Below are 20,906 nucleotides of genomic sequence, written 5' to 3'. Positions count from 1 at the left end.
CCCGATGCGCTTCAACCTTTCCGAATGGGCGCTGCGTAATCGCCAGATCGTCCTGTTCCTGATGCTTTTGCTGGCCATCGTCGGGGCCTTGTCCTACACCAAACTCGGCCAGAGCGAAGACCCACCGTTCACCTTCAAGGCCATGGTCATCCAGACCCGCTGGCCGGGGGCGACCGCGCAGGAAGTCTCGCGGCAGGTCACCGAACGCATCGAAAAGAAATTGATGGAAACCGGCGAGTACGAGCGCATCGTGTCGTTCTCTCGCCCGGGCGAGTCGCAGGTCACCTTCATTGCCCGCGACTCGATGCACTCCAAGGAAATCCCCGACCTCTGGTACCAGGTGCGCAAGAAGGTCAGCGACATTCGCCAAACCTTGCCGCCGGGGATTCAGGGGCCGTTTTTCAACGATGAATTCGGCACCACGTTCGGCAATATTTACGCGCTGACCGGCGACGGTTTCGATTACGCGGTGCTCAAGGATTACGCCGACCGCATCCAGATCCAGCTGCAGCGGGTCAAGGATGTCGGCAAGGTCGATCTGCTCGGTTTGCAGGACGAGAAAATCTGGGTCGAGCTGTCCAACGTCAAACTCGCCACCCTCGGTTTGCCACTGGCGGCGGTACAGCAAGCGCTGGAAGACCAGAACGCGGTGTCCACTGCGGGGTTCTTTGAAACCGGCAGCGAACGTGTGCAACTGCGGGTTTCGGGGAATTTTCAAACGGTCGAGGAGATCAAGAACTTCCCGATCCGCGTCGGTGACCGGACGTTCCGTATCTCCGATGTCGCCGATGTGCATCGCGGTTTCAACGACCCTCCGGCGCCACGCATGCGCTTCATGGGCGAAGACGCTATTGGCCTCGCTGTCGCGATGAAGGACGGTGGCGACATTCTGGTGCTGGGCAAAGCGCTGGAAGGCGAGTTCTCGCGCCTGCAGAAAAACCTCCCGGCCGGCATGCAACTGCGCAAGGTCTCTGACCAACCGGCGGCGGTGAAGACCGGTGTCGGCGAGTTCGTCCAGGTGCTGGTCGAGGCGCTGGCGATTGTGTTGCTGGTGAGCTTCTTCTCCCTCGGCGTGCGCACCGGCATGGTGGTCGCGCTGACCATTCCGCTGGTGCTGGCGATGACCTTCGCCTGCATGTATTACCTGGGTATCGGCCTGCACAAAATCTCGCTCGGCGCGCTGGTGCTGGCGCTGGGCTTGCTGGTGGACGACGCGATCATCGCCGTGGAAATGATGGCGATCAAAATGGAACAGGGTTTCGACCGGATCAAGGCCGCGAGCTACGCCTGGACCAGCACTGCGTTCCCGATGCTTACCGGTACGCTGATCACCGCCGCGGGTTTTCTACCGATTGCCACCGCGCAATCCGGCACCGGCGAATACACCCGTTCGATCTTCCAGGTGGTGACCATCGCCTTGCTCGCGTCATGGGTGGCGGCGGTGATGTTCGTGCCGTATCTGGGGGAAAAACTCCTGCCGGATCTGGCGAAGATTCATGCGGCCAAACATGGCACGACTGACGGGCAAGCCGACCCGTACGGCACGCCGTTCTATCAACGGGTGCGGCGTCTGGTGGAGTGGTGCGTGGCGCATCGCAAAACCGTGATCGTGCTGACGGTGGGGCTGTTCATCGCGTCGGTGATGCTGTTCCGTTTCGTCCCGCAGCAGTTCTTCCCGGCCTCCAATCGACTGGAGTTGATGGTCGATCTGAAATTGGCCGAAGGGGCGTCGCTGGCCAACACCACGGCCGAGGTCAAACGCCTGGAAGCGATGCTCAAGGATCACGCTGGCATCGATAACTATGTGGCGTATGTCGGCACCGGTTCGCCGCGTTTCTACCTGCCGCTGGATCAGCAACTGCCGGCGGCGAGCTTCGCCCAGTTTGTGGTATTGGCGAAAAACATCGAGGAGCGCGAGACCCTGCGCACCTGGTTGATAGAAACCCTCAACGAGCAATTCCCGGCCCTGCGCTCGCGGGTCACGCGTCTGGAAAACGGTCCGCCGGTGGGCTACCCGGTGCAGTTCCGCGTCACCGGTGAGCACATCGAGGAAGTCCGTGCGCTGGCGCGCAAAGTGGCGGCCAAGGTGCGCGAGAACCCGCACGTGGTCAACGTGCACCTGGACTGGGAAGAGCCGAGCAAAGTGGTGTACCTGAACATCGATCAGGATCGCGCCCGGGCGCTCGGGGTGAGTACGGCCAATCTGGCGAAATTCCTCCAGAGCTCGCTGACCGGTTCGAGTGTCAGTCAGTACCGCGAGGACAACGAACTGATCGAGATTCTGCTGCGCGGCACGGTGCATGAGCGCACCGAGTTGACGTTGCTGCCGAGTCTGGCGGTACCGACCGATAACGGTCGCAGTGTGGCGTTGTCGCAGATTGCCACGCTGGAATACGGGTTTGAGGAAGGGATCATCTGGCACCGTAATCGTCTGCCCACCGTGACGGTGCGTGCCGACATCTATGGCAAGGAGCAGCCGGCGACGTTGGTGAAGCAGATCGCTCCGACGCTGGATCCGATCCGTGCCGAATTGCCTGACGGGTATCTGTTGGATGTCGGCGGGACGGTGGAGGATTCGGAGCGTGGGCAGAAGTCGGTGAATGCCGGGGTGCCGATGTTTATCGTGGTGGTGCTGACGTTGCTGATGGTGCAATTGCGTAGCTTCTCGCGCACGGCGATGGTGTTTCTGACGGCGCCGTTGGGGTTGATCGGGGTGGTGTTGTTTCTGATGGTGTTCCGTCAGCCGTTCGGGTTTGTGGCGATGCTGGGGACGATCGCGCTGTCGGGGATGATCATGCGCAACTCGGTGATTCTGGTGGATCAGATCGAGCAGGATATTGCTTCTGGTCTCAAGCCTTGGCAGGCGATTATCGAGGCGACGGTGCGGCGGTTTCGGCCGATTGTCTTGACGGCTTTGGCGGCGGTGCTGGCGATGATTCCGTTGTCGCGCAGTGTGTTTTTCGGGCCGATGGCGGTGGCGATCATGGGGGGGTTGATTGTGGCTACGGCTTTGACGCTTTTGTTTTTGCCTGCTTTGTATGCGGCCTGGTTCCGAGTGCGTCGCGACGCTTGATGGTTTTGGACTTGGCGGCCTTTGGGCCGACCAGGTTCTGGGTGTTCTTTGTGAATATCCGTTTCTTCGGGTGCTGCCGCTGGCGGTTTCGCCCTTACGGCGACTCCCTTTGGCAAACGCCCCAAAGGAAGCAAAGGTCTTGGCCCCGGCGTACGGCCCTCGCCTAGGCTCGGGTTCCTTCGTTGCGGGGCTCATCCGGGGGGCATCGCCTCCGGTTTGCTTCGCTGCACCTCCTCTCGATGTGTTTGGCTGCGCCCAACGGTCGCTGCGCTCCCACCCCCGGATAAACCCCTCCACTCAGCCTGCCGATGGGGCCGGCACGGCAAGATCAAGAGCTGCAGCCGAGCTAACGCTCATCCTGTTGAGTGGTGAAAAGCATGCGGTCTGCCTGGATTGCTTTGCTTTTCTGTGGGAGCCAGCCTGCCAGCGAAGGCGGCCTGACAGCCGACCAGTTTCCAACTGCCCATACCCAATCAATTGTGGGAGCTGGCTTGCCAGCGATGGCGGCCTGACAGCCGACCAGTTTCCAACTGCCCATACCCAATCAATTGTGGGAGCTGGCTTGCCAGCAATGGCGGCCTGACAGCTGACCAGTTTCCAACTGCCCATACCCAATCAATTGTGGGAGCTGGCTTGCCAGCAATGGCGGCCTGACAGCCGACCAATCTCCAACTGCCTGCACCCAATCCAAATGTGGGAGCGAGCCTGCTCGCGAAGACGGCCTATGAGCCGACCAATCTCCAACTGCCTGCACCCAATCCAAATGTGGGAGCGAGCTTGCTCGCGAAGAGGTCCGCCCAGGCACCCAACTCTTTGGTCTGTTTAAAAATGTTCCAGCTAATCAGAACCTTCCCATAAGGTTTTCAGGTTGCCCGTCGCAGGCGCGATCCCTAGCCTGAGTCTGTCGCTGCCAGTTCAGCGACCGGGTCTGCAAGCCCGCTCATCATCTGCAAGTGATGGTGGTTACTCCACTCGAATAGTCAGGCGTTCCACTCTGTTCAAACACCCCCCGAATCCGAACCAGAATGTCCAAGCGACCCTGCACCTTACGCCTTCCTCGATTCGCGCAAGCTCCACGACGCCCTCGGTAAAACGCCTCCTCAATCAAGTCGATCCGCAAGGCTGACTCGCAATAAAAAGCCCGCTGACCTTCACCGGTTCAGCGGGCTTTTTCGTGCAGCGGCAAGAATTACAAAGTGCCGAACACCTTTTTCGCCAGACCGGTCGCTGCAGCCGCCGGATTTTTGCGGATGGTTTCTTCCTGTTTGCCGATCATTTCGAACAGGCCATTGAGCGCTTGTTCGGTGACGTAGTTTTCGACGTTGGCGCTTTTCGCATCCACCACGCCCAAGGTCGCGGCCTGGCCGGCGAAGGCGTTGTACTTTTGCGCTACGCCGACTTTGTCGGTGGCTTGTTTGACGATGGGCAGGAACTTGGCGCGGATCTGTTCGCGGCTGGTTTTGTCCAGGTATTGGGTGGCCGAGTCGGTGCCGCCGCTGAGGATGCCTTTGGCGTCGGCCACGGTCATTTTCTTCACGGCGTCGACGAGGATCGGCTGGGCCTGGGTCACGGCGCTTTCGGCGGCCTTGTTCATGGCGGTTTCGAGTTCGTCGACCTGGGCGCCCATGCCGAAGGCTTTCATCTTGCCGGCGACTTTGCCGAGTTTGCCCGGCAGTTCGATTTTCACTTCCGGGTTGTTGCTGAAGCCGCCCGGGGTGCCGAGTTGTTTGACGGCGATTTGCGCGCCTTGGGTCAGGGCGTCCTTGAGGCCGCCGGTGGCGTCTTGTTGCGAGAGGTCGCTGAGCGACAGTGCCAGGGCGCTGGCAGAGATCATCAGGCCCGCGCACAGGCCGGCGAAGCGAAGGGTAGGGCGGAGCATGGCAGCTTCCTTGAAAGACAATTAGCGAATGGCGTCGACGCGGATTTTCAGCGGCTGCGGATCGTTGCCGTCCAGTTGCACGGCGTGGTTCTCGGTGGTGATGAACATCAGCTCGCCGTTGACTTCGATGCGCGCGCTGACCGAGTAGCGGTGGCCGGGTTTGACCTGGGCCGGATCGTAACTCAAGTGGAACGGCAGCGGCACCTGGCCTTTGACCGGGCCTTTCTGCTCGTCGAGGACCACCGCCGGGGCGTCGGCCAGCGATACGTCCTGCAGGCTCACGCTCAACGTCGCGCTCGGTGGCAGGGCGATGCGTTGCAGGTAGAACACTTCACCGTCGAGGCCGACTTTGCCGGCGGGGGTGGTCGACTGGCAGGCGCTCAACAGGGTGGCTGCGGCGAGAAGGGTGAGTTTTTTCATCGGGACCTCTGAGGCAGGTGCGCCGGAAGAATCCCGGCGCCGATGGAAATCTAGCGGATTTTGCTTTCAGCGTCAGTGAACAAACGTAAGGGTTTTTCCAGCCACTGCGCCAGTGTCTGCATGAACCACCCGCGTTGTGCGCGTGGCGGCGGGCACAGTTCTATTCGACCGGGACTGACCGAAATACGCTGGTGGTAGCGATTTTCGATGCCGCTGAGTGCATAACGTTTGCCGGGAGTAACGCTGGCCGGGTCGTATCGCAGATAGAACGAAGTCGCGGTCTGTTCGTCATGGCTGACGCGCACCAGTTCAACTTCAGGGCTGTCGGCTTCATGCAGGCTGATGGTGACCGCTTCTTCGGTCGGGAAACTTTCCGGCTCTTGAACTTCAACATACAACAGCCCGATCGGGCTCAAGTGCACAGTCTGGCGATGAGGCAGTGTGTTGACGATAACAAAGTGTTCCTGATCAAGCAGCAGGGGTTGGCGGTTGTGGAACATCCGCACGGTAATCCGGTACTTCACGCCGATATTGGTATGGGAATGGGCAAACTCGAACTTCCAGTCGCCTTCGAACAGTCTCGCGAAGCGCTGTTCCCTGGCGGGCGTCGCCAACTTCGGATTAACCACCTCGATACTGACAATGGTTTCATGTTCACCGTCGAAGGGGATTTGAAAGGCTGCAGGCAAGCTGAAGTTTAAAGTCACTGCCGAAGCGGGATCTTGTAACAGGCTCATCTCGATATCCTTATCGTGATTGTTTTAAAGAGCCTATTAATTCACGGATCAACTAACGGGGGAACCCGAGTGGTACCCCGTTAGTTGTCGGCAAGTTTCAGACTTGCGGTGTCACTGCCGTTTCCGCGGCATCTTCACTGCGATGCAGCGCCACCTGACGAATCGACAGACGAATCTCCGCCGGCAACACGCGTTTGGCCGCGCCCTCCGCCAGTTCGCCGAGCAGTTCGTGGTAGCTCAACTTGCCGGCTTCGTCGCGGCGCAGGACGTCGAGGTCGAGCATCGTCTGGATGAAATGACGGAACAGGCTCTTGTCGAAGAACTCCGGGGCATTCAGGCCGTGCAGGATCGACAGGCGCTGGGCCATGACCGTGCACAGGTCTTCCAGCTCTTCGGCGCTGATGCTGTTCTGCCCGGCGTTGAGCAGCAGCGAGACGGTCATGTAGAAGCGCTGCAGGGTCTGCGCGATGCTTTTCGACAGCAGGGTCAACAGCACAAAGTGTCGCGAACTTGGAGCGGGGCGCAGGTACACGTCCTTTTCGAAACGCAGCAGGCCTTGCTCGACGAACGCTTCCAGCCATTGATCGATTACTGCGTCCAGTTCCTCCAGGCTCCAGCGGATGAACAGCTCCGACTGCAAGTACGGATACAGCGCGCGGGTGTAGCGCAGGATCTGCTCGCGGCTCATGCGCGAAGTGCTTTGGAAGAAGCTCGCCAGCAGCGCTGGCAAGGCGAAGATGTGCAGCACGTTGTTGCGGTAGTAGGTCATCAGGACGGCGTTCTGCTCGTCCAGATACAGAATCTTGCCCAGCGCATCGTTCTGCTCGGACAGCAGGTCCATGTCCTTCACATGCTCGATCAGCGCGCGGCCATCGCCTTCCGGCAGGGTCGTGTGCGGCGAGTACGGGACTTTGCGCAGCAGCGCCAGGTACAGATCCAGCACCCGCGCCATGGCCCGATCGTCCAGTGCCAGGCGGGTGGTGGACAGCAGCGCCAGCGCCACCAGATTGACCGGGTTGATTGCCGCCGCTTCGTTCAGGTGCTGCGCGACTTTCTCGCCGAGGCGGTTGGTGGTTTCGTTGAGCCAGGCCGGTTTGTACTGCGGGCCGAGTTCCTGCTGTCGCCAGTCTGGCTGTTCGCTGTCGAGGAACTCTGCAAGTTTGATCGGTTCGCCGAAATTCACCGCGACCTGACCGAAGCGCTGCTTGAGCGCGCCGATGACTTTGAAGATGTCAAAGATCGACTCTTTCTTCTTGCTCGCGCCACGCAATTCGCCAAGGTAGGTGCGACCTTCCAGCACGCGCTCGTAACCGATGTACACCGGCACGAAGACGATCGGCATCCGCGATGAACGCAGGAAGCTGCGCATCGTGATCGCGAGCATGCCGGTCTTCGGTTGCAGCATGCGCCCGGTGCGCGAGCGGCCGCCCTCGACGAAGTATTCGACCGGGAAACCTTTGGTAAACAGGGTGTGCAGGTATTCGTTGAACACCGAGGTGTACAGCGGATTGCCCTTGAACGTGCGGCGCATGAAGAACGCGCCGCCACGGCGCAGCAGGCTGCCGATCACCGGCATGTTCAGGTTGATCCCGGCGGCAATGTGCGGCGGGGTCAGGCCGTTGCGAAACAGCAGGTACGACAGCAGCAGGTAGTCGATGTGGCTGCGGTGGCACGGCACGTAGATTACTTCGTGCCCTTGAGCGACCTTCTGCACGCCTTCGATGTGGTTGACCTTGATCCCGTCATAGATCTTGTTCCAGAACCAGCTCAGCACCACTTCGAGGAAACGGATCGCGGTGTAGGTGTAGTCCGAAGCGATCTCGTTGCCGTAGCGCAGGGCCTGGGCCTTGGCTTTTTCCAGGGAAATGTTCTCGCGTTCGGCTTCGTCGACGATCGCCTGCTTGACCAGTGGCTGATTGAGCAGACCCTTGACCAGATTGCGCCGGTGGGAAATGTCCGGGCCGATCACTGCCGCCTTCAGGTTGCGGAAGTGCACGCGCAGGATGCGCTGGGCCATGCGTACGGTGCGTTCGTGGCCCTTGTTGTGTTCGATCAGTTCGCGCAGGTGGATTGGCGCCGAGAATTGCACGCGGGTCTTGCGCCCCAGAACGATGATGCTCAGCAGTCGGCGCAGACGCCCGGTGACGGCCCAGCTGTCGGCGAACAGCAACTTCCACGGACTGTTTTCGCTGTCCGGCGACTGGCCCCAGAACACGCTGACCGGAATGATCTGCGCGTCTTCGGCGGCGTTCTGCGTCAGGGCGCTGACCAGACGGGTCAGGGTCGGCGGTGCACCGCGCTTGTCCTGACGGCCGAGCCAGTCCGGGTCCGGCGTCAGGTAGAAAAACGCCGCCGGTTCGATCAACGGTCCCACCGACACCGGCAGCACCGGACGCGGCAGACCGGCCTTGGTGCACTCGGTGTCGACCACCGCCAGATCGGTCAGCGATGGGTTTTGCAGGACGTAGAACACCGGACGACTGCGGTCGAGGTTGAGGGTGAGCGACGACTGGTTGATCGTCTCGGAGCGAACCCAGAGGTACAACAGTCGGCGCAAGGTGCCAAACACAAGACGGCGGAACGGGGAACGGGTCATACGGCTTCTGCGTGAGTGAATAAAACCGAGCGTTTGCTCGGGCGGTCGACAGTTTGCCGGATTCATCGAAAATCGGCAAAAAAGCGGCGAAGTAATCTCCTGTTGAGAGTCTTTGCGCCTGTCATATACTCGGCAATCTGTCGCCGGGGCCCTTTATGGACGTCGGGCGCAGGCTGACGTTCCGCAAAGGCTTTCCTGCGAAAAGCCTGTTCAATAATAAAAAAGGAGTATGAACAGATGGCAACACGTGAAACCGGCAATGTGAAGTGGTTCAACGACGCCAAGGGCTACGGCTTCATTCAGCGCGACGACGGGGTGGACGTGTTCGTGCACTACCGCGCGATTCGTGGTGAAGGCCACCGTTCGCTGACCGAGGGTCAGCAGGTTGAATACGCGGTGGTGGAAGGGCAGAAGGGGTTGCAGGCCGAGGATGTTGTAGGCCTGTAAGTCCCTGAAAACCATTGTGGGAGCGAGCCTGCTCGCGAATGCGTAGTGTCAGTCGATATGAATGGTGACTGATACACCGCATTCGCGAGCAGGCTCGCTCCCACATTTGTATCTGTGTTGACTGTTGTTACGCGGTTTTCCAGGTGATTTCTTCTTCACCGTCGGCGCTGATGCGAATCCAGCGATCCGCCGTTTCCTCACCTTCTTCCTCTACCCACGTGCCCGGTGCGCAACGTACTTCCACGTTCAGCGCGGCAAAGGCTGCACGGGCGCAGGCGATGTCGTCGTCCCACGGAGTCGCGTCGCTTTCCAGGTACAGGCTGTTCCATTTGCCCACGGCTTTCGGCAGCCACGTCACCGGGATGTTGCCGGCCTTGCACTTGTAGGTCTGGCCTTTCTGTACCCAGTCGCTGCACGGGCCCAGGGCTTCGCCGAGCCAGGCGGAAATCGCCTTGTGGTCGACGTCGGCGTCTTTCAGGTAAATCTCGATATCCGGTTGGCGCATGGATGTCCTCACTGCGGGTCTGAAAAATCCATTCGCGGATTTAGCCGGCCCCGGGCACTTGCCCGAGACCAAAAGTTATTGAAGAACGAAATAATCGTAGCGCATCGATACGGTGGTCACGAACGGCTCGGCCTGTTCGATCACGGCGGCGCGGCGTTCGGCATTGGCGCGCCAGCCGTGGGGCGTCATCGCCAACAGGTTGGCGCGATCCTCTGGCTTGTCCAGGGTCAGTTGGAATTCCAGGGTTTCGCTGTGCGCCAGCGTCATGCCTTCGGGCACTAATGCCAGATGCTTGTCGTCGGTGTATTCGCGCACTTCGTCGTACAGGCGTTCGCGCAGTTCCATCAGGTGGCCGCTGGTCGGGCCGACTTTCATCAGGCCGCCACCGACGCTGAGCAGGCGCTTGGCCTCTTCCCAGTCCAGCGGGCTGAAAACGCTGGCGAGAAATTGGCAACTGCCCGACGCCAATGGCACGCGGGCCATGCTGGCGATCAACCAGGTGATTGCCGGATTACGCTTGCAGGCACGTTTCACCGCCTCGCGGGAGATGTCCAGTGCGTAGCCATCGGCGTCCGGCAGGGCCTCGGCGATCTGTGCGGTGTAGTAACCCTCGCCACAGCCGATATCGACCCAGCGCGCTGGCGCATAACTCGCCGCCAGTTCTGCCAGACGCTTGGCCACCGGGGCGTAATGCCCGGCGTTCAGGAAGTCGCGGCGCGCCTCGACCATCGCCTGATTGTCGCCAGGATCACGGCTGTTCTTGTGCTGCACCGGCAACAGGTTCAGGTAGCCCTGACGCGCGCGGTCGAAGCGGTGGCCGGCGGGGCAGACCACGCCGTTGTCCACGCGGCTGAGCGGTTCACTGCAGATCGGGCACGCGAGCATCAGGCGAGCAACTTGATCAGGGTCTGGTAGTAGATCTCGGTCAACACGTCGAGATCGGCCGCCAGCACACGTTCGTTGACCTGGTGAATGGTCGCGTTGACCGGGCCCAGCTCAACCACTTGCGTACCCATGGTCGCGATGAAACGACCGTCGGAAGTCCCGCCGCTGGTCGACGCGTGGGTCTCGCGGCCGGTGATGTCCTTGATGCTCGATGACACCGCGTCGAGCAGCGCGCCCGGCTCGGTGAGGAACGGCAGGCCGGACAGCGCCCAGTCGATGTGCCAGTCCAGACTGTGTTTGTCGAGGATGTCGGCCACGCGTTTCTGCAGGCCTTCGACGGTGGATTCGGTGGAGAAGCGGAAGTTGAACACGGCCACCAGATCACCCGGAATCACGTTGGTCGCGCCGGTGCCGGAGTTGAGGTTGGAAATCTGGAAACTGGTCGGCGGGAAGAAATCGTTGCCGTGATCCCAATGCTCGGCGGCCAGCTCGGCCAGCGCCGGAGCTGCGAGGTGGATCGGGTTCTTCGCCAGATGCGGGTAGGCCACGTGACCCTGCACGCCGCGCACGGTGAGCTTGGCGCCCAGCGAGCCACGACGACCGTTTTTCACCACGTCACCGACCAGCGTGGTGCTCGACGGTTCGCCGACGATGCACCAGTCCAGACGCTCCTTGCGCGCCACCAGACGTTCAACCACCGCTTTGGTGCCGTGATGCGCCGGGCCCTCTTCGTCGCTGGTGATGAGGAACGCGACCTTGCCCTTGTGATTCGGGTAGTCGGCAACGAAACGCTCGGCGGCGACGGTCATCGACGCCAGGCTGCCTTTCATGTCCGCTGCGCCACGGCCACAGAGCATGCCGTGTTCATCGATCACCGCGTTGAACGGATCGATCTGCCAGGCAGTCACCGGACCGGTCGGCACCACGTCGGTGTGACCGGCGAAGCACAGCACCGGGCCGTCGTCGTTGCCGTGGGTGGCCCAGAAGTTGTCCACATCTTCGATGCGCATCGGCTCGAGGGTGAAACCGGCATCGCCCAGGCGCTGCATCATCTGCTTCTGGCAATCGGCGTCGACCGGCGTCACGGACGGACGGCGGATCAGGTCGATGGCGAGTTGGAGGGTCGGCGAAAGGTCGGCGTGGGCCGTCATGGAAAACTCCGAAGTCATGAATGTGGGCGCGGACTAACAATGTGGGAGCGAGCCTGCTCGCGAATGCGGTGTGTCAGTCAACATAATCAGTGAATGTTACAAAGCCTTCGCGAGCAGGCTCGCTCCCACAGGGATTAGAGGAGTGCCCCGCAAAATGGCGGTTATCTTAAAGCAAAACGGCGACCATTGGCCGCCGTTTAGTGGATCAAAGAGGAATTAGACGACAGGCGCCGGTTCAGGCTCCGCCGCCGGTTTTGGCAGCGACGACAGGAACGCCATGATCAGCGCCGCGACGTACGGCAGCGACTGCACCAGCAGCATCGCCACCCAGAAGCGCATGTCGTTGCTCGGAATGCCTTGCACCAGGTAGATCCCCAGCGCCGCGCCCCACAACAGCAGCATGATGAACAGCTCTTCCCGCGCTTCGGAAATCGCCACCCAGAAGCCGTGGTTGTCGGCGTTTTTCGGCGTGCGGAAGAACGGAATGCTGCTGGTGAAGAAACCGTACAGCACCGCTTTGGCGATGGTGTGCGACAACGCCAGTCCGGCCAGCGCCGCGCAGAACGCATCCTTGAGGTTCACGCCGACGGCGCGACGGTAGAGGAAGATGATCTTGCCGACCTTGAACACGAACAGCGCCAGCGGCGGGATGGCGAAAATCAGCAGCGGCGGATCGACCCGTTGCGGCACGATGATCATCGCCGCTGACCACAACAACGCGCCGACGGTGAAGAAGATGTTCATGCCGTCCGCCACCCACGGCAACCAGCCCGCGAGGAAGTGGTAACGCTGGCCACGGGTCAGCTCGGTGTCCTTGCCGCGCAGCAGGCTGCGGGTGTGGCGCTTGATGATCTGGATCGCGCCGTAGGCCCAGCGGAAACGCTGCTTCTTGAAGTCGATGAAGGTGTCCGGCATCAGACCCTTGCCGTAGCTGTCGTGGTAATACGCCGCCGACAGGCCTTTTTCGAACACGCGCAGACCGAGTTCGGCGTCTTCACAAATGCACCAGTCGGCCCAGCCCAGCTCTTCCAGAACCGAACGCCGGGTCATGGTCATGGTGCCGTGCTGGATGATCGCGTCGCGGTCGTTACGGGTGACCATGCCGATGTGGAAGAAGCCTTTGTATTCGGCGTAGCAGAGCTTCTTGAAGGTGCTTTCGTTCTGGTCGCGGTAATCCTGCGGCGACTGCACCACGGCGATTTTCGGATCGGCGAAATGCGGCACCATGTGCTTGAGCCAGTTCGGGTGTACGCAGTAGTCGGAGTCGATCACCGCGATCACTTCGGCGTCCTTGCCGGTGTGCGGAATCAAGTAGTTCAGCGCGCCGCCCTTGAAACCGGCCAGGGGCGAGACATGGAAGAACTTGAAGCGCGGGCCGAGGGTTGCGCAGTAGTCGCGCACCGGCTCCCAGACCGCCGGGTCCTTGGTGTTGTTGTCGATGATCAGGACTTCATAGTCCGGGTAATCGAGGGCGGCCAAAGCGTCGAGGGTCTGTTTGACCATGTCTGGCGGCTCGTTGTAGCAGGGCACGTGGATCGAGACTTTCGGCCGGTAGTCCGAATCACCGATCACCGGCAGGAATTCCCGCCGACGCTTGTGAATCCACACGGCTTCGGCCAGTTCATGCGCCTCGGTCAGCAACACGATGAACACCCCGAGCGCACCCAACGCCAGGAGGAAACCCACCGTCAGGCTGAACCACGTGCTGTATTGCTGGCTGTAGTCGTAACCGATCCACACCAGCACCGAACCGCAGAGGAACGCGATAAAGGTCAGGAAGGTCCGGCCGCGCTGACGCAGGGCCGAGCCGTCGATCATCAGCAGGGTCAGCGACAACAGCGCCAGCACCACCGAACCGATGGCCAGCACGCGCCATTGCGGGATCGCCACCACCGGGCCTTCGAAGTTGAATTTCTGCTGGCGCGCGGCGTTGAACACGCCCCAGTAGGCGCCGACCGAACCTTCGTCACTGGCCTTCCACGGCTGGTCGAAGGCTTCAATCACGAAGTAGTTGAAGCCCTGACGGTTGAGTTTGTTGACCAGCGTGCGCAGGTAGATCGCCTGATCCGCCGGCGACGCATCGGCGCCACCGCGCATGCGCCCGTTGCTCGGCCAGCCGACTTCGGACAGTAGCAACGGTTTTTTCGGGAACAGCTTTTTCAGGTCGCGGGCGCGGTCGAAGACGAACTGCCCGGCCTTGTCCACCGGAATGAATTCCCAGTAAGGCAGCACGTGCGCGGCGATCAGGTCGACGTGTTTGGCCAGTTCCGGGTGTTCTTCCCAGACGTGCCATTGCTCGGAGGTGGTCACCGGCACTTTCACCGCGGCGCGCACGCGATCCAGCAGCACGCTGAGTTGTTCAGCGGTGATTTCCTTGCGGAAAATCGCCTCGTTACCGACCACTACCCGCACCACGCTGCGCGAGGTGTTGGCCAGTTCGATGGCGCGCTGGATCTCGCGCTCGTTGCGTTCCTGATCGGGGCTGATCCAGATCCCGAGGGTCACGCGCAGACCGAACTCTTCCGCCAGTTTCGGGATGTCCTGCAGCGAACCGTCGACCGAGTAGATGCGGATGTTGTCCGTCAGCTTGCTCATGATCTCCAGGTCGCGGCGCATTTCATCGTCAGTCGGATATTGATCCTTCTGCGGGAATTGGCCCTGCTGGAATGGCGAATAAGAGAAACCGGAGATCTGCTCCGGCCAGTTGGGCGCGGAGACCGGGCGGTTGATCAGCGCCCAGAAACCGGTGAACAGGGCGGCGATTGCCAGAACCACCACCAGGTTGAGACCAAATTTACGCGATGACATAGCTATTTCGGGTTCCAAAGGCTGTGGAACGAAGGATCGGTCGGCATGCGCCAAAAGGGCGCGAATCCTACACCGGCAGTTCACTGCTCGTACACCGGACAGGGAAATGCCAGACATTGGGCAGTCCAACCTGATTTAAGTTCTTTAGTAACAGCTTGTAAGAGAAAACTTTGTTATTCAGTTATAGCAATTCCCGGTGGCGAGGGAGCTTGCTCCCGCTGGACTGCGAAGCAGGCCGCTTTCAAAGGGCCGCTTGCGACCCGGCGGGAGCAAGCTCCCTCTCCACAAAGGTTGTGTGAAAACGCCTGCGTTCACCGTTCATAGCGTCAAAGATGCTCTTGGCCGCCGACGGCCCTATAATGCGCGCCGGTTTTTGGGGTAATGGTCATGAGTACAGAAGATCCGCGGTTTGCAGGCATCGCCCGTTTGTATGGCATCGAGGGCCTCGAGCGCCTGCGTGCGGCCCATGTGGCGATTGTCGGCGTCGGTGGCGTCGGTTCCTGGGTGGCGGAAGCCATGGCCCGCTGTGGCGTCGGCGAGATTTCGCTGTTCGACCTCGATGACGTCTGCGTCAGCAACGCCAACCGCCAGTTGCACGCGCTGGACAGCACCGTCGGCAAACCCAAGGTCGAAGTGATGGCCGAGCGCCTGCGCGGGATCAATCCGGATTGCACCGTGCATGCGGTGGCGGACTTCGTGACGCGCGACACCATGGCCGAGTACATCACGCCGAACATCGACTGCGTGATCGACTGCATCGACGCGGTCAACGCCAAGGCTGCGCTGATCGCCTGGTGCAAACGTCGCAAGATTCAGATCATTACCACTGGCGGTGCCGGTGGGCAGATCGATCCGACGTTGATTCAGGTCTGTGACCTCAACCGCACGTTCAACGACCCGCTGGCCTCGAAAGTGCGTTCGACGTTGCGTCGCGACTATGGCTTCTCGCGTACCGTGACTCGCCATTACAGCGTGCCGTGTGTGTTCTCCACCGAACAACTGCGCTATCCGAAACCGGACGGCAGCATCTGCTTGCAGAAGAGTTTTGTCGGCGACGGGGTGAAGCTCGACTGCGCCGGCGGGTTTGGCGCGGTAATGATGGTCACGGCGACGTTCGGCATGGTCGCGGCGACCAAGGCGGTGGACAAGATTGTGGCGGGTGTGCGGCGGCCGGCGGATCGGGTCAAGCCTCAGGTCTGAGGTTGCCTTTAATGGCCCCTTCGCGAGCAGGCTCGCTCCCACATTGGATTTGTGGTGTTCACAGATCCCCTGTGGGAGCGAGCTTGCTCGCGAAGGCGATTAACCGGCCAACTCATTCATCCGCTGGAGCACGGCATTCAAGCCATTACTGCGCGACGGCGACAACTGCCGCGAGAGTCCCAGCTGATTGAACCAGTCCGGCAAATCCACCTGCTGCAACTCGCCAGCGCTCAAACCGTTGACCCGCAACAGCAACAACGCCACCAACCCACGAATCATCCGCGCATCGCTGGCAGCGCTGAACTGCCAATGGCCGTCCTGCAATTCCCCCACCAGCCACATTTGACTCTCACAGCCATGCACCCGGTTGGCTTCGCATTTGTCCGCGTCGTTCAGCGGCGGCAGACGATCGCCAAACTGCATCAGCAACCGTGCGCGTTGTTCCCAACCGGCGGCACTCTGAAAGGTCTGCAGCACATCGGCGGCGGCGAGCGGCAGGCTCATCGCAGCAACTCCAGGGCCTGATCCAGCGCGTCAAAGAAACGCTCCAGATCCTCGGAGTCGTTGTACAGCGCCAGCGACACGCGGATCGCCCCGGCCAGTTCGAAGCTTTTCAGCAACGGCATGGCGCAGTGATGCCCGGCGCGCACGGCGATGCCTTGCTCGGTGAGCAGGTGCGCCAGATCGGCGTTGTGCACACCCTCGACGACAAAACTGGCCAGCGCCAGTTGCGGCTTGCCCAGCAGACGAATGCCGTTACGCGCGGCCAGGCCTTGCAGCAGATAGGCGTGCAGCGCCGCTTCGTGGGCCGACACCGCGTCCTGATCCAGCCCGGCCAGATAATCGAGCGTGGCACCGAGGCCAATCACGCTGGCGATCGGCGGTGTGCCCGCCTCGAAACCCAGCGGGGCAGGGCGGAAGCGTGAATCGTGATAATTGGCTTCCAGCACCATTTCGCCGCCGAACTGCCACGGCTGCAGTTGCTCAAGCGCCTTGTTGCGCCCGAACAGCACGCCGAGGCCATCGGGGCCGTACAGCTTGTGGCTGGAAAACACATAGAAGTCGCAACCCAGCGCCTGCACGTCGTGGCGACCATGCACCACACCCTGGGCGCCATCGACCACGGTCAGCGCGTTGTGCGCCTTGGCCATCGCCAGCAGCGCCGGCAACGGTTGCCAGACACCGAGCACGTTGGACAGCTGACTGACCGCCAGCAGGCGAGTGCGCGGGGTGATCAGACGCACAGCGGCGCCGAGGTCGATCACCCCGTCTTCGTCCAGTGGCAGGATCACCAGTTTCAGGTCGCGACGCTGCGCCAGTTGCTGCCACGGCAGCAGGTTGGCGTGATGCTCCAGGGCGCTGATGACAATTTCATCGCCCGGTTGGAAAAGAGGTTCCAGGCCATAGGCCAGGAGATTCAGCGCGCTGGTGGCGCCGTGGGTGAAGATGATCTGCCCGCTGTCACCGGCATTCAGCCACTGGGCAACCTTCAGGCGACTGTCTTCGAACGCCTGCGTGGCGTGGGCGCCGGGCAGATGCTGCGCGCGATGCACATTGGCCGCGCCGTTGGCGTAGTAATGCGTCAGTGCGTCAAGCAGGGCCTGGGGTTTTTGCGTGGTGGCGGCGTTGTCCAGATAGGTCTGGTCTTGCCGTTGCAGGGCGGCGATGGCCGGAAAGTCGGCGCGCCAGGGGGAGGGAATCATCACAGTTTTCAGCCCAGGTGAAGAGGGGCGGGATGTACGCCGAACCTTGTGGGAGCGAGCCTGCTCGCGAAGGCGTCCTTGAGGACGCTAAAAGCTTCGCGAGCAGGCTCGCTCCCACAGGTTATCAATGTGCTGCTTAGTTGTGAGCGTGCAGCGCTTCGTTCAGCTCGATCGCCGATTTGTGGGTTTTGCATTCCACGGCACCGGTTTCCGAGTTGCGACGGAACAGCAGGTCGGTCTGACCTGCCAGTTCACGCGCCTTCACCACTTTGACCAGGTTGTTGTGCTCGTCCAGCAGCGCGACTTTGGTGCCGGCGGTCACGTACAGGCCCGACTCGACGGTGTTGCGGTCGCCCAACGGAATACCGATACCGGCGTTGGCGCCGATCAGGCAGCCTTCGCCAACCTTGATCACGATGTTGCCGCCGCCCGACAGAGTGCCCATGGTCGAGCAGCCGCCGCCCAGGTCCGAACCCTTGCCGACGAATACGCCAGCGGAAACGCGGCCTTCGATCATGCCCGGGCCTTCGGTGCCGGCGTTGAAGTTGATGAAGCCTTCGTGCATCACGGTGGTGCCTTCGCCCACGTACGCACCCAGACGCAGACGTGCGGCGTCAGCGATACGCACGCCGGCCGGCACCACGTAGTCGGTCATTTTCGGGAACTTGTCCACCGAGAACACTTCCAGCAGCTCGCCGCGCAGGCGCGCTTCGAGTTGCATTTCGGCCAGTTCGCTCAGGTCGATCGCGCCCTGGCTGGTCCAGGCCACGTTCGGCAGCAGCGGAAAGATCCCGGCCAGGCTCACGCCGTGCGGCTTGACCAGGCGATGGGACAGCAGGTGCAGCTTCAGGTACGCCTCTGGCGTCGAGGTCAGCTGTGCGTCTTCGGCCAGCAGGGTGGCGACCAGCGGCTTGTGGCTTTCGGCCAGACGGGTCAGCAGCTTGCCTTGAACGGCGTCGATGCCTTTGACCGCTTCAGCCAGTTGCGCCGCCTGCGCGGTGGTGAAGGTGATGGCCTGGTTGCCTTCGGTGTAGCCGAGGATCGGCGCAACGGCAGCGACCAGTTCGGCCGACGGGTTGAGCAGTGGCTGGGCGTAGAACACTTCCAGCCAGGCACCTTGACGGTTTTGCGTGCCGACACCAAAGGCGATGCTGAACAGAGAGTTGGACATGTGAATACCTCTAGCAATAAGTGACGGGCTGCTTACTTGAGTGCGGCCGCGTAGATGTCTGGCTTGAAGCCAATCAGGGTTCGGTCACCGAGATCGAGCACCGGGCGCTTGATCATCGAGGGCTGCGCGAGCATCAGTTCGATGGCTTTCGACTGGTCGAGATCGGCTTTGCGTTCGTCGTCGAGTTTGCGAAAGGTCGTGCCGGCACGGTTCAACACCGTTTGCCAGCCGTGCTCGTTGCACCATTGAGTCAGGTGCTCACGGTCGATACCGGCGGTTTTGTAGTCGTGAAAGTCGTAGCTGACAGCGTGTTCATCGAGCCAGGTGCGCGCCTTCTTCATGGTGTCGCAGGCTTTGATGCCGAAAAGGTGCAACGTTTTACTTGAAACGGTCAAGGAATCGCCCCCTTTACAGGTGCTGGAAAAAAATGGTGTCGGATTATGCCATGACCAACGCGTTTCGGGCGGCCACGGTTGTCGTAACGGTGCAAAACCTGTGGGAGCGAGCCTGCTCGCGAAGGGGCCGTGTCAGGCAATATCTCTGTTGAATCAGACACCGCATTCGCGAGCAGGCTCGCTCCCACAAGGGGACTGCGTTCCAGCAGTGCGACATAGGTGCAACGGTCAGACGTATCCTGAGCGGCTAATATGACCGTTCAACGCTGTCGATTGTCTGAGATTTCCGCTTTATGCAAACCGCTTATACCGTCCTGATCCTGCTGATGCTGGTCAGCGTCTCGCGGCTGGTCGGACGGGTCATCCCGCTGCCGTTGCCCCTGGTGCAAATCGCCGCCGGTGCCTTGCTGGCCTGGCCGACATTGGGCCTGCACGTAGCGCTGGACCCCGAATTGTTCCTGTTTCTGTTCCTGCCGCCGCTGCTGTTTTCCGACGGCTGGCGGATGCCCAAACGCGAGTTCTGGCATTTGCGTGGGCCGATCCTGACGCTGGCGGTCGGCCTGGTGCTGTTTACCGTGGTCGGTGCCGGGTACTTCATTCACTGGCTGTTGCCGACAATTCCACTACCGGTGGCCTTCGCGCTCGCCGCTGTGCTGTCGCCGACCGACGCCGTGGCGGTGTCGGCGATCTCGCAGAACCGTTTGCCGACGCCGCTGATGCATATCCTGCAAGGCGAGGCGCTGATGAACGATGCCTCGGGTCTGGTGACGTTCAAGTTTGCCCTGGTTGCGGCAGTGACCGGAGTGTTCTCACTGGCCAATGCCAGCCTGACCTTCGTGCTGGTGGCGGTCGGAGGCTTGGCCGTCGGCGTGGTGCTGAGCTGGCTGGTCGGGCGTTTGCGCGCCTGGATGATCGCCCGGGGCTGGGACGATCCGGCCACCCACGTGGTGTTCATGTTGCTGCTGCCATTCGCGGCTTATGTGCTGGCCGAGCGGTTGGGCGCTTCCGGCATCCTGTCGGCGGTGGCGGCGGGGATGATGCAGAGCTGGCTCGATCTGTTGCCACGACAGACCAGCACTCGCTTGCTCAACCGTAGCGTCTGGTCGCTGCTCGAATTTGCCTTCAACGGTCTGATCTTCCTGCTGCTGGGTCTGCAATTGCCGGACATCATCAAAGCGGTGGTCAGCCACGAGCCGACGTTGTGGCCGACGCTGCTGTACCGTGGCCTGGATGTGGTGGCGATATTCCTCGCGCTGGTGCTGTTGCGCTTTATCTGGGTGCAGAGCATCTGGCGCCTGTCGGTACTGCTGCGCCGTTTGCGCGGCAAGGGCGACCTGACGCAAGTGCCGACCGCGCGATCCTGCTGGCTGCTGACCGTCGGCGGTGTGCGCGGCGCGGTGACGCTGGCCGGTGTGATGTCGGTGCCGATGCTGATGGGGGCCGAGGCGTTTCCCGAGCGCGATCTGCTGATTTTCATCGCCGCCGGGGTGATTCTGTTGTCGCTGATTTGCGCCTGTATCGCTTTGCCGTTGCTGCTGCGCGGGATCGAGAAAAGTCCGGACGACAAGCGCCGTCAGGAAGTGCGCGACGCCTGGCGCAAGACTGCCGAGGCGGCGATCCATGCGCTGGAAACCGAAGAGGTTGCGCCGCAGGACGCTGCTCAGGCAGCACTCTCGGCCGAACTCAAGGCGCGGATCATGTCCGAGTACCGGCATCAGCTTGAGGTGTTCAACGATTCGGCTGAAGCCCAGGCGCTGGCGTTCCAGATGGATCTGCTGGAGCGCCGTTTGCGACTCAAGGCGCTGCGGGCGCAACGCCTTGAGTTGTATAGCCTGAGCCGCCATCACCAGATTGGTGATGACGTGCTCAGAGAAGTATTGAGCGAGCTTGATTTGAGCGAGGCAAATCTGGGGCAGGTCAAATAGTCCGATACGGA

The 20,906-nt window shown here is 61.3% G+C and carries 16 protein-coding genes; 4 read left to right on the top strand and 12 right to left on the bottom strand.

Translation table 11 applies throughout. From position 1 onward, the window contains the following. The first annotated feature begins 4 nt into the window (after positions 1–4). Positions 5–3,073: an efflux RND transporter permease subunit gene (locus tag ACM6HV_RS22550; protein WP_414905328.1), complete on the top strand. Its 3,069-nt coding sequence runs from the start codon at positions 5–7 to the stop codon at positions 3,071–3,073. A gap of 1,189 nt (positions 3,074–4,262) precedes the next feature. On the opposite strand, the gene ACM6HV_RS22545 is transcribed toward ACM6HV_RS22550, so the two are convergent. The 4 genes from ACM6HV_RS22545 to plsB form a co-directional block, all read right to left on the bottom strand. Next, positions 4,263–4,952, bottom strand: a complete 690-nt coding sequence (locus ACM6HV_RS22545) for a DUF4197 domain-containing protein (protein WP_086792179.1) — start codon at positions 4,950–4,952, stop codon at positions 4,263–4,265. Between the two features lie 21 nt (positions 4,953–4,973). Further along, entirely contained in the window at positions 4,974–5,372 is a 399-nt protein-coding gene (locus ACM6HV_RS22540) for a YbaY family lipoprotein (protein WP_003222082.1), read from the bottom strand. Positions 5,373–5,422: 50 nt separating this feature from the next. Next, positions 5,423–6,109: a hypothetical protein gene (locus ACM6HV_RS22535; RefSeq protein ID WP_414905327.1), complete on the bottom strand. Its 687-nt coding sequence runs from the start codon at positions 6,107–6,109 to the stop codon at positions 5,423–5,425. Positions 6,110–6,206: 97 nt separating this feature from the next. Beyond that, positions 6,207–8,705, bottom strand: coding sequence for a glycerol-3-phosphate 1-O-acyltransferase PlsB (gene plsB, locus ACM6HV_RS22530; protein ID WP_041072371.1), 2,499 nt, complete (start codon positions 8,703–8,705; stop codon positions 6,207–6,209). 237 nt (positions 8,706–8,942) lie between these two features. Between plsB and ACM6HV_RS22525 the strand changes: the two genes are divergently transcribed. Beyond that, positions 8,943–9,152, top strand: coding sequence for a cold shock domain-containing protein (locus tag ACM6HV_RS22525; RefSeq protein ID WP_041072369.1), 210 nt, complete (start codon positions 8,943–8,945; stop codon positions 9,150–9,152). 127 nt (positions 9,153–9,279) lie between these two features. On the opposite strand, the gene ACM6HV_RS22520 is transcribed toward ACM6HV_RS22525, so the two are convergent. From ACM6HV_RS22520 to ACM6HV_RS22505, 4 genes are all read right to left on the bottom strand, one after another. Next, on the bottom strand, positions 9,280–9,657 hold the full coding sequence (locus ACM6HV_RS22520) for a hypothetical protein (protein WP_007964251.1): 378 nt from the start codon (positions 9,655–9,657) through the stop codon (positions 9,280–9,282). 75 nt (positions 9,658–9,732) lie between these two features. Further along, positions 9,733–10,542 carry a putative RNA methyltransferase gene (locus ACM6HV_RS22515; RefSeq protein ID WP_414905326.1) on the bottom strand — a complete coding sequence of 270 codons (810 nt, stop codon included), beginning with the start codon at positions 10,540–10,542 and terminating at the stop codon, positions 9,733–9,735. Further along, positions 10,542–11,693: a succinyl-diaminopimelate desuccinylase gene (dapE, locus tag ACM6HV_RS22510; protein ID WP_414905325.1), complete on the bottom strand. Its 1,152-nt coding sequence runs from the start codon at positions 11,691–11,693 to the stop codon at positions 10,542–10,544. Before dapE ends, ACM6HV_RS22515 begins: the two co-directional genes overlap by 1 nt. 216 nt (positions 11,694–11,909) lie before the next feature. Continuing rightward, complete coding sequence (locus ACM6HV_RS22505) at positions 11,910–14,501, bottom strand: glycosyltransferase (protein ID WP_414905324.1); 2,592 nt, start codon at positions 14,499–14,501, stop codon at positions 11,910–11,912. 381 nt (positions 14,502–14,882) lie between these two features. On the opposite strand from ACM6HV_RS22505, the gene tcdA reads away from it, so the two are divergent. Then, positions 14,883–15,701, top strand: a complete 819-nt coding sequence (gene tcdA, locus ACM6HV_RS22500) for a tRNA cyclic N6-threonylcarbamoyladenosine(37) synthase TcdA (protein WP_414905323.1) — start codon at positions 14,883–14,885, stop codon at positions 15,699–15,701. A 99-nt stretch (positions 15,702–15,800) separates the two neighbouring features. Here the strand turns inward: tcdA and ACM6HV_RS22495 are convergent, their stop codons facing one another. From ACM6HV_RS22495 to ACM6HV_RS22480, 4 genes are all read right to left on the bottom strand, one after another. After that, positions 15,801–16,205, bottom strand: a complete 405-nt coding sequence (locus ACM6HV_RS22495; protein ID WP_414905322.1) for a SufE family protein — start codon at positions 16,203–16,205, stop codon at positions 15,801–15,803. Next, the gene (locus ACM6HV_RS22490; protein WP_414905321.1) at positions 16,202–17,407 is read right to left on the bottom strand and encodes an aminotransferase class V-fold PLP-dependent enzyme; all 1,206 of its coding nucleotides are present in this window, start codon (positions 17,405–17,407) and stop codon (positions 16,202–16,204) included. The genes ACM6HV_RS22495 and ACM6HV_RS22490 overlap by 4 nt, the downstream gene beginning before the upstream one ends. Before the next feature lie 133 nt (positions 17,408–17,540). After that, on the bottom strand, positions 17,541–18,575 hold the full coding sequence (gene dapD / locus ACM6HV_RS22485; RefSeq protein WP_003222105.1) for a 2,3,4,5-tetrahydropyridine-2,6-dicarboxylate N-succinyltransferase: 1,035 nt from the start codon (positions 18,573–18,575) through the stop codon (positions 17,541–17,543). A gap of 32 nt (positions 18,576–18,607) precedes the next feature. Next, positions 18,608–18,970, bottom strand: coding sequence for an ArsC family reductase (locus ACM6HV_RS22480; protein ID WP_041072357.1), 363 nt, complete (start codon positions 18,968–18,970; stop codon positions 18,608–18,610). Between the two features lie 293 nt (positions 18,971–19,263). Here ACM6HV_RS22480 and ACM6HV_RS22475 point away from each other — a divergent pair, with 293 nt between their 5' ends. Further along, positions 19,264–20,895, top strand: coding sequence for a Na+/H+ antiporter (locus ACM6HV_RS22475; RefSeq protein WP_041072355.1), 1,632 nt, complete (start codon positions 19,264–19,266; stop codon positions 20,893–20,895). Positions 20,896–20,906: the final 11 nt, after the last annotated feature.

Origin of the sequence: Pseudomonas sp. IT-P260 (assembly GCF_949768395.1) — a bacterium.
Classification (GTDB): domain Bacteria; phylum Pseudomonadota; class Gammaproteobacteria; order Pseudomonadales; family Pseudomonadaceae; genus Aquipseudomonas; species Aquipseudomonas parakoreensis.
Note: the sequence above shows the minus strand (reverse complement) of the source record. Positions and strands in the feature narration are given on the sequence as shown.

Bases quoted from the DNA above. Each gene is read 5' to 3' on its own strand.
- ACM6HV_RS22550 (WP_414905328.1), top strand. From the start codon at position 5: ATGCGCTTCAACCTTTCCGAATGGGCGCTGCGTAATCGCCAGATCGTC.
- ACM6HV_RS22545 (WP_086792179.1), bottom strand. From the start codon at position 4,952: ATGCTCCGCCCTACCCTTCGCTTCGCCGGCCTGTGCGCGGGCCTGATG.
- ACM6HV_RS22540 (WP_003222082.1), bottom strand. From the start codon at position 5,372: ATGAAAAAACTCACCCTTCTCGCCGCAGCCACCCTGTTGAGCGCCTGC.
- ACM6HV_RS22535 (WP_414905327.1), bottom strand. From the start codon at position 6,109: ATGAGCCTGTTACAAGATCCCGCTTCGGCAGTGACTTTAAACTTCAGC.
- plsB (WP_041072371.1), bottom strand. From the start codon at position 8,705: ATGACCCGTTCCCCGTTCCGCCGTCTTGTGTTTGGCACCTTGCGCCGA.
- ACM6HV_RS22525 (WP_041072369.1), top strand. From the start codon at position 8,943: ATGGCAACACGTGAAACCGGCAATGTGAAGTGGTTCAACGACGCCAAG.
- ACM6HV_RS22520 (WP_007964251.1), bottom strand. From the start codon at position 9,657: ATGCGCCAACCGGATATCGAGATTTACCTGAAAGACGCCGACGTCGAC.
- ACM6HV_RS22515 (WP_414905326.1), bottom strand. From the start codon at position 10,542: ATGCTCGCGTGCCCGATCTGCAGTGAACCGCTCAGCCGCGTGGACAAC.
- dapE (WP_414905325.1), bottom strand. From the start codon at position 11,693: ATGACGGCCCACGCCGACCTTTCGCCGACCCTCCAACTCGCCATCGAC.
- ACM6HV_RS22505 (WP_414905324.1), bottom strand. From the start codon at position 14,501: ATGTCATCGCGTAAATTTGGTCTCAACCTGGTGGTGGTTCTGGCAATC.
- tcdA (WP_414905323.1), top strand. From the start codon at position 14,883: ATGGTCATGAGTACAGAAGATCCGCGGTTTGCAGGCATCGCCCGTTTG.
- ACM6HV_RS22495 (WP_414905322.1), bottom strand. From the start codon at position 16,205: ATGAGCCTGCCGCTCGCCGCCGCCGATGTGCTGCAGACCTTTCAGAGT.
- dapD (WP_003222105.1), bottom strand. From the start codon at position 18,575: ATGTCCAACTCTCTGTTCAGCATCGCCTTTGGTGTCGGCACGCAAAAC.
- ACM6HV_RS22475 (WP_041072355.1), top strand. From the start codon at position 19,264: ATGCAAACCGCTTATACCGTCCTGATCCTGCTGATGCTGGTCAGCGTC.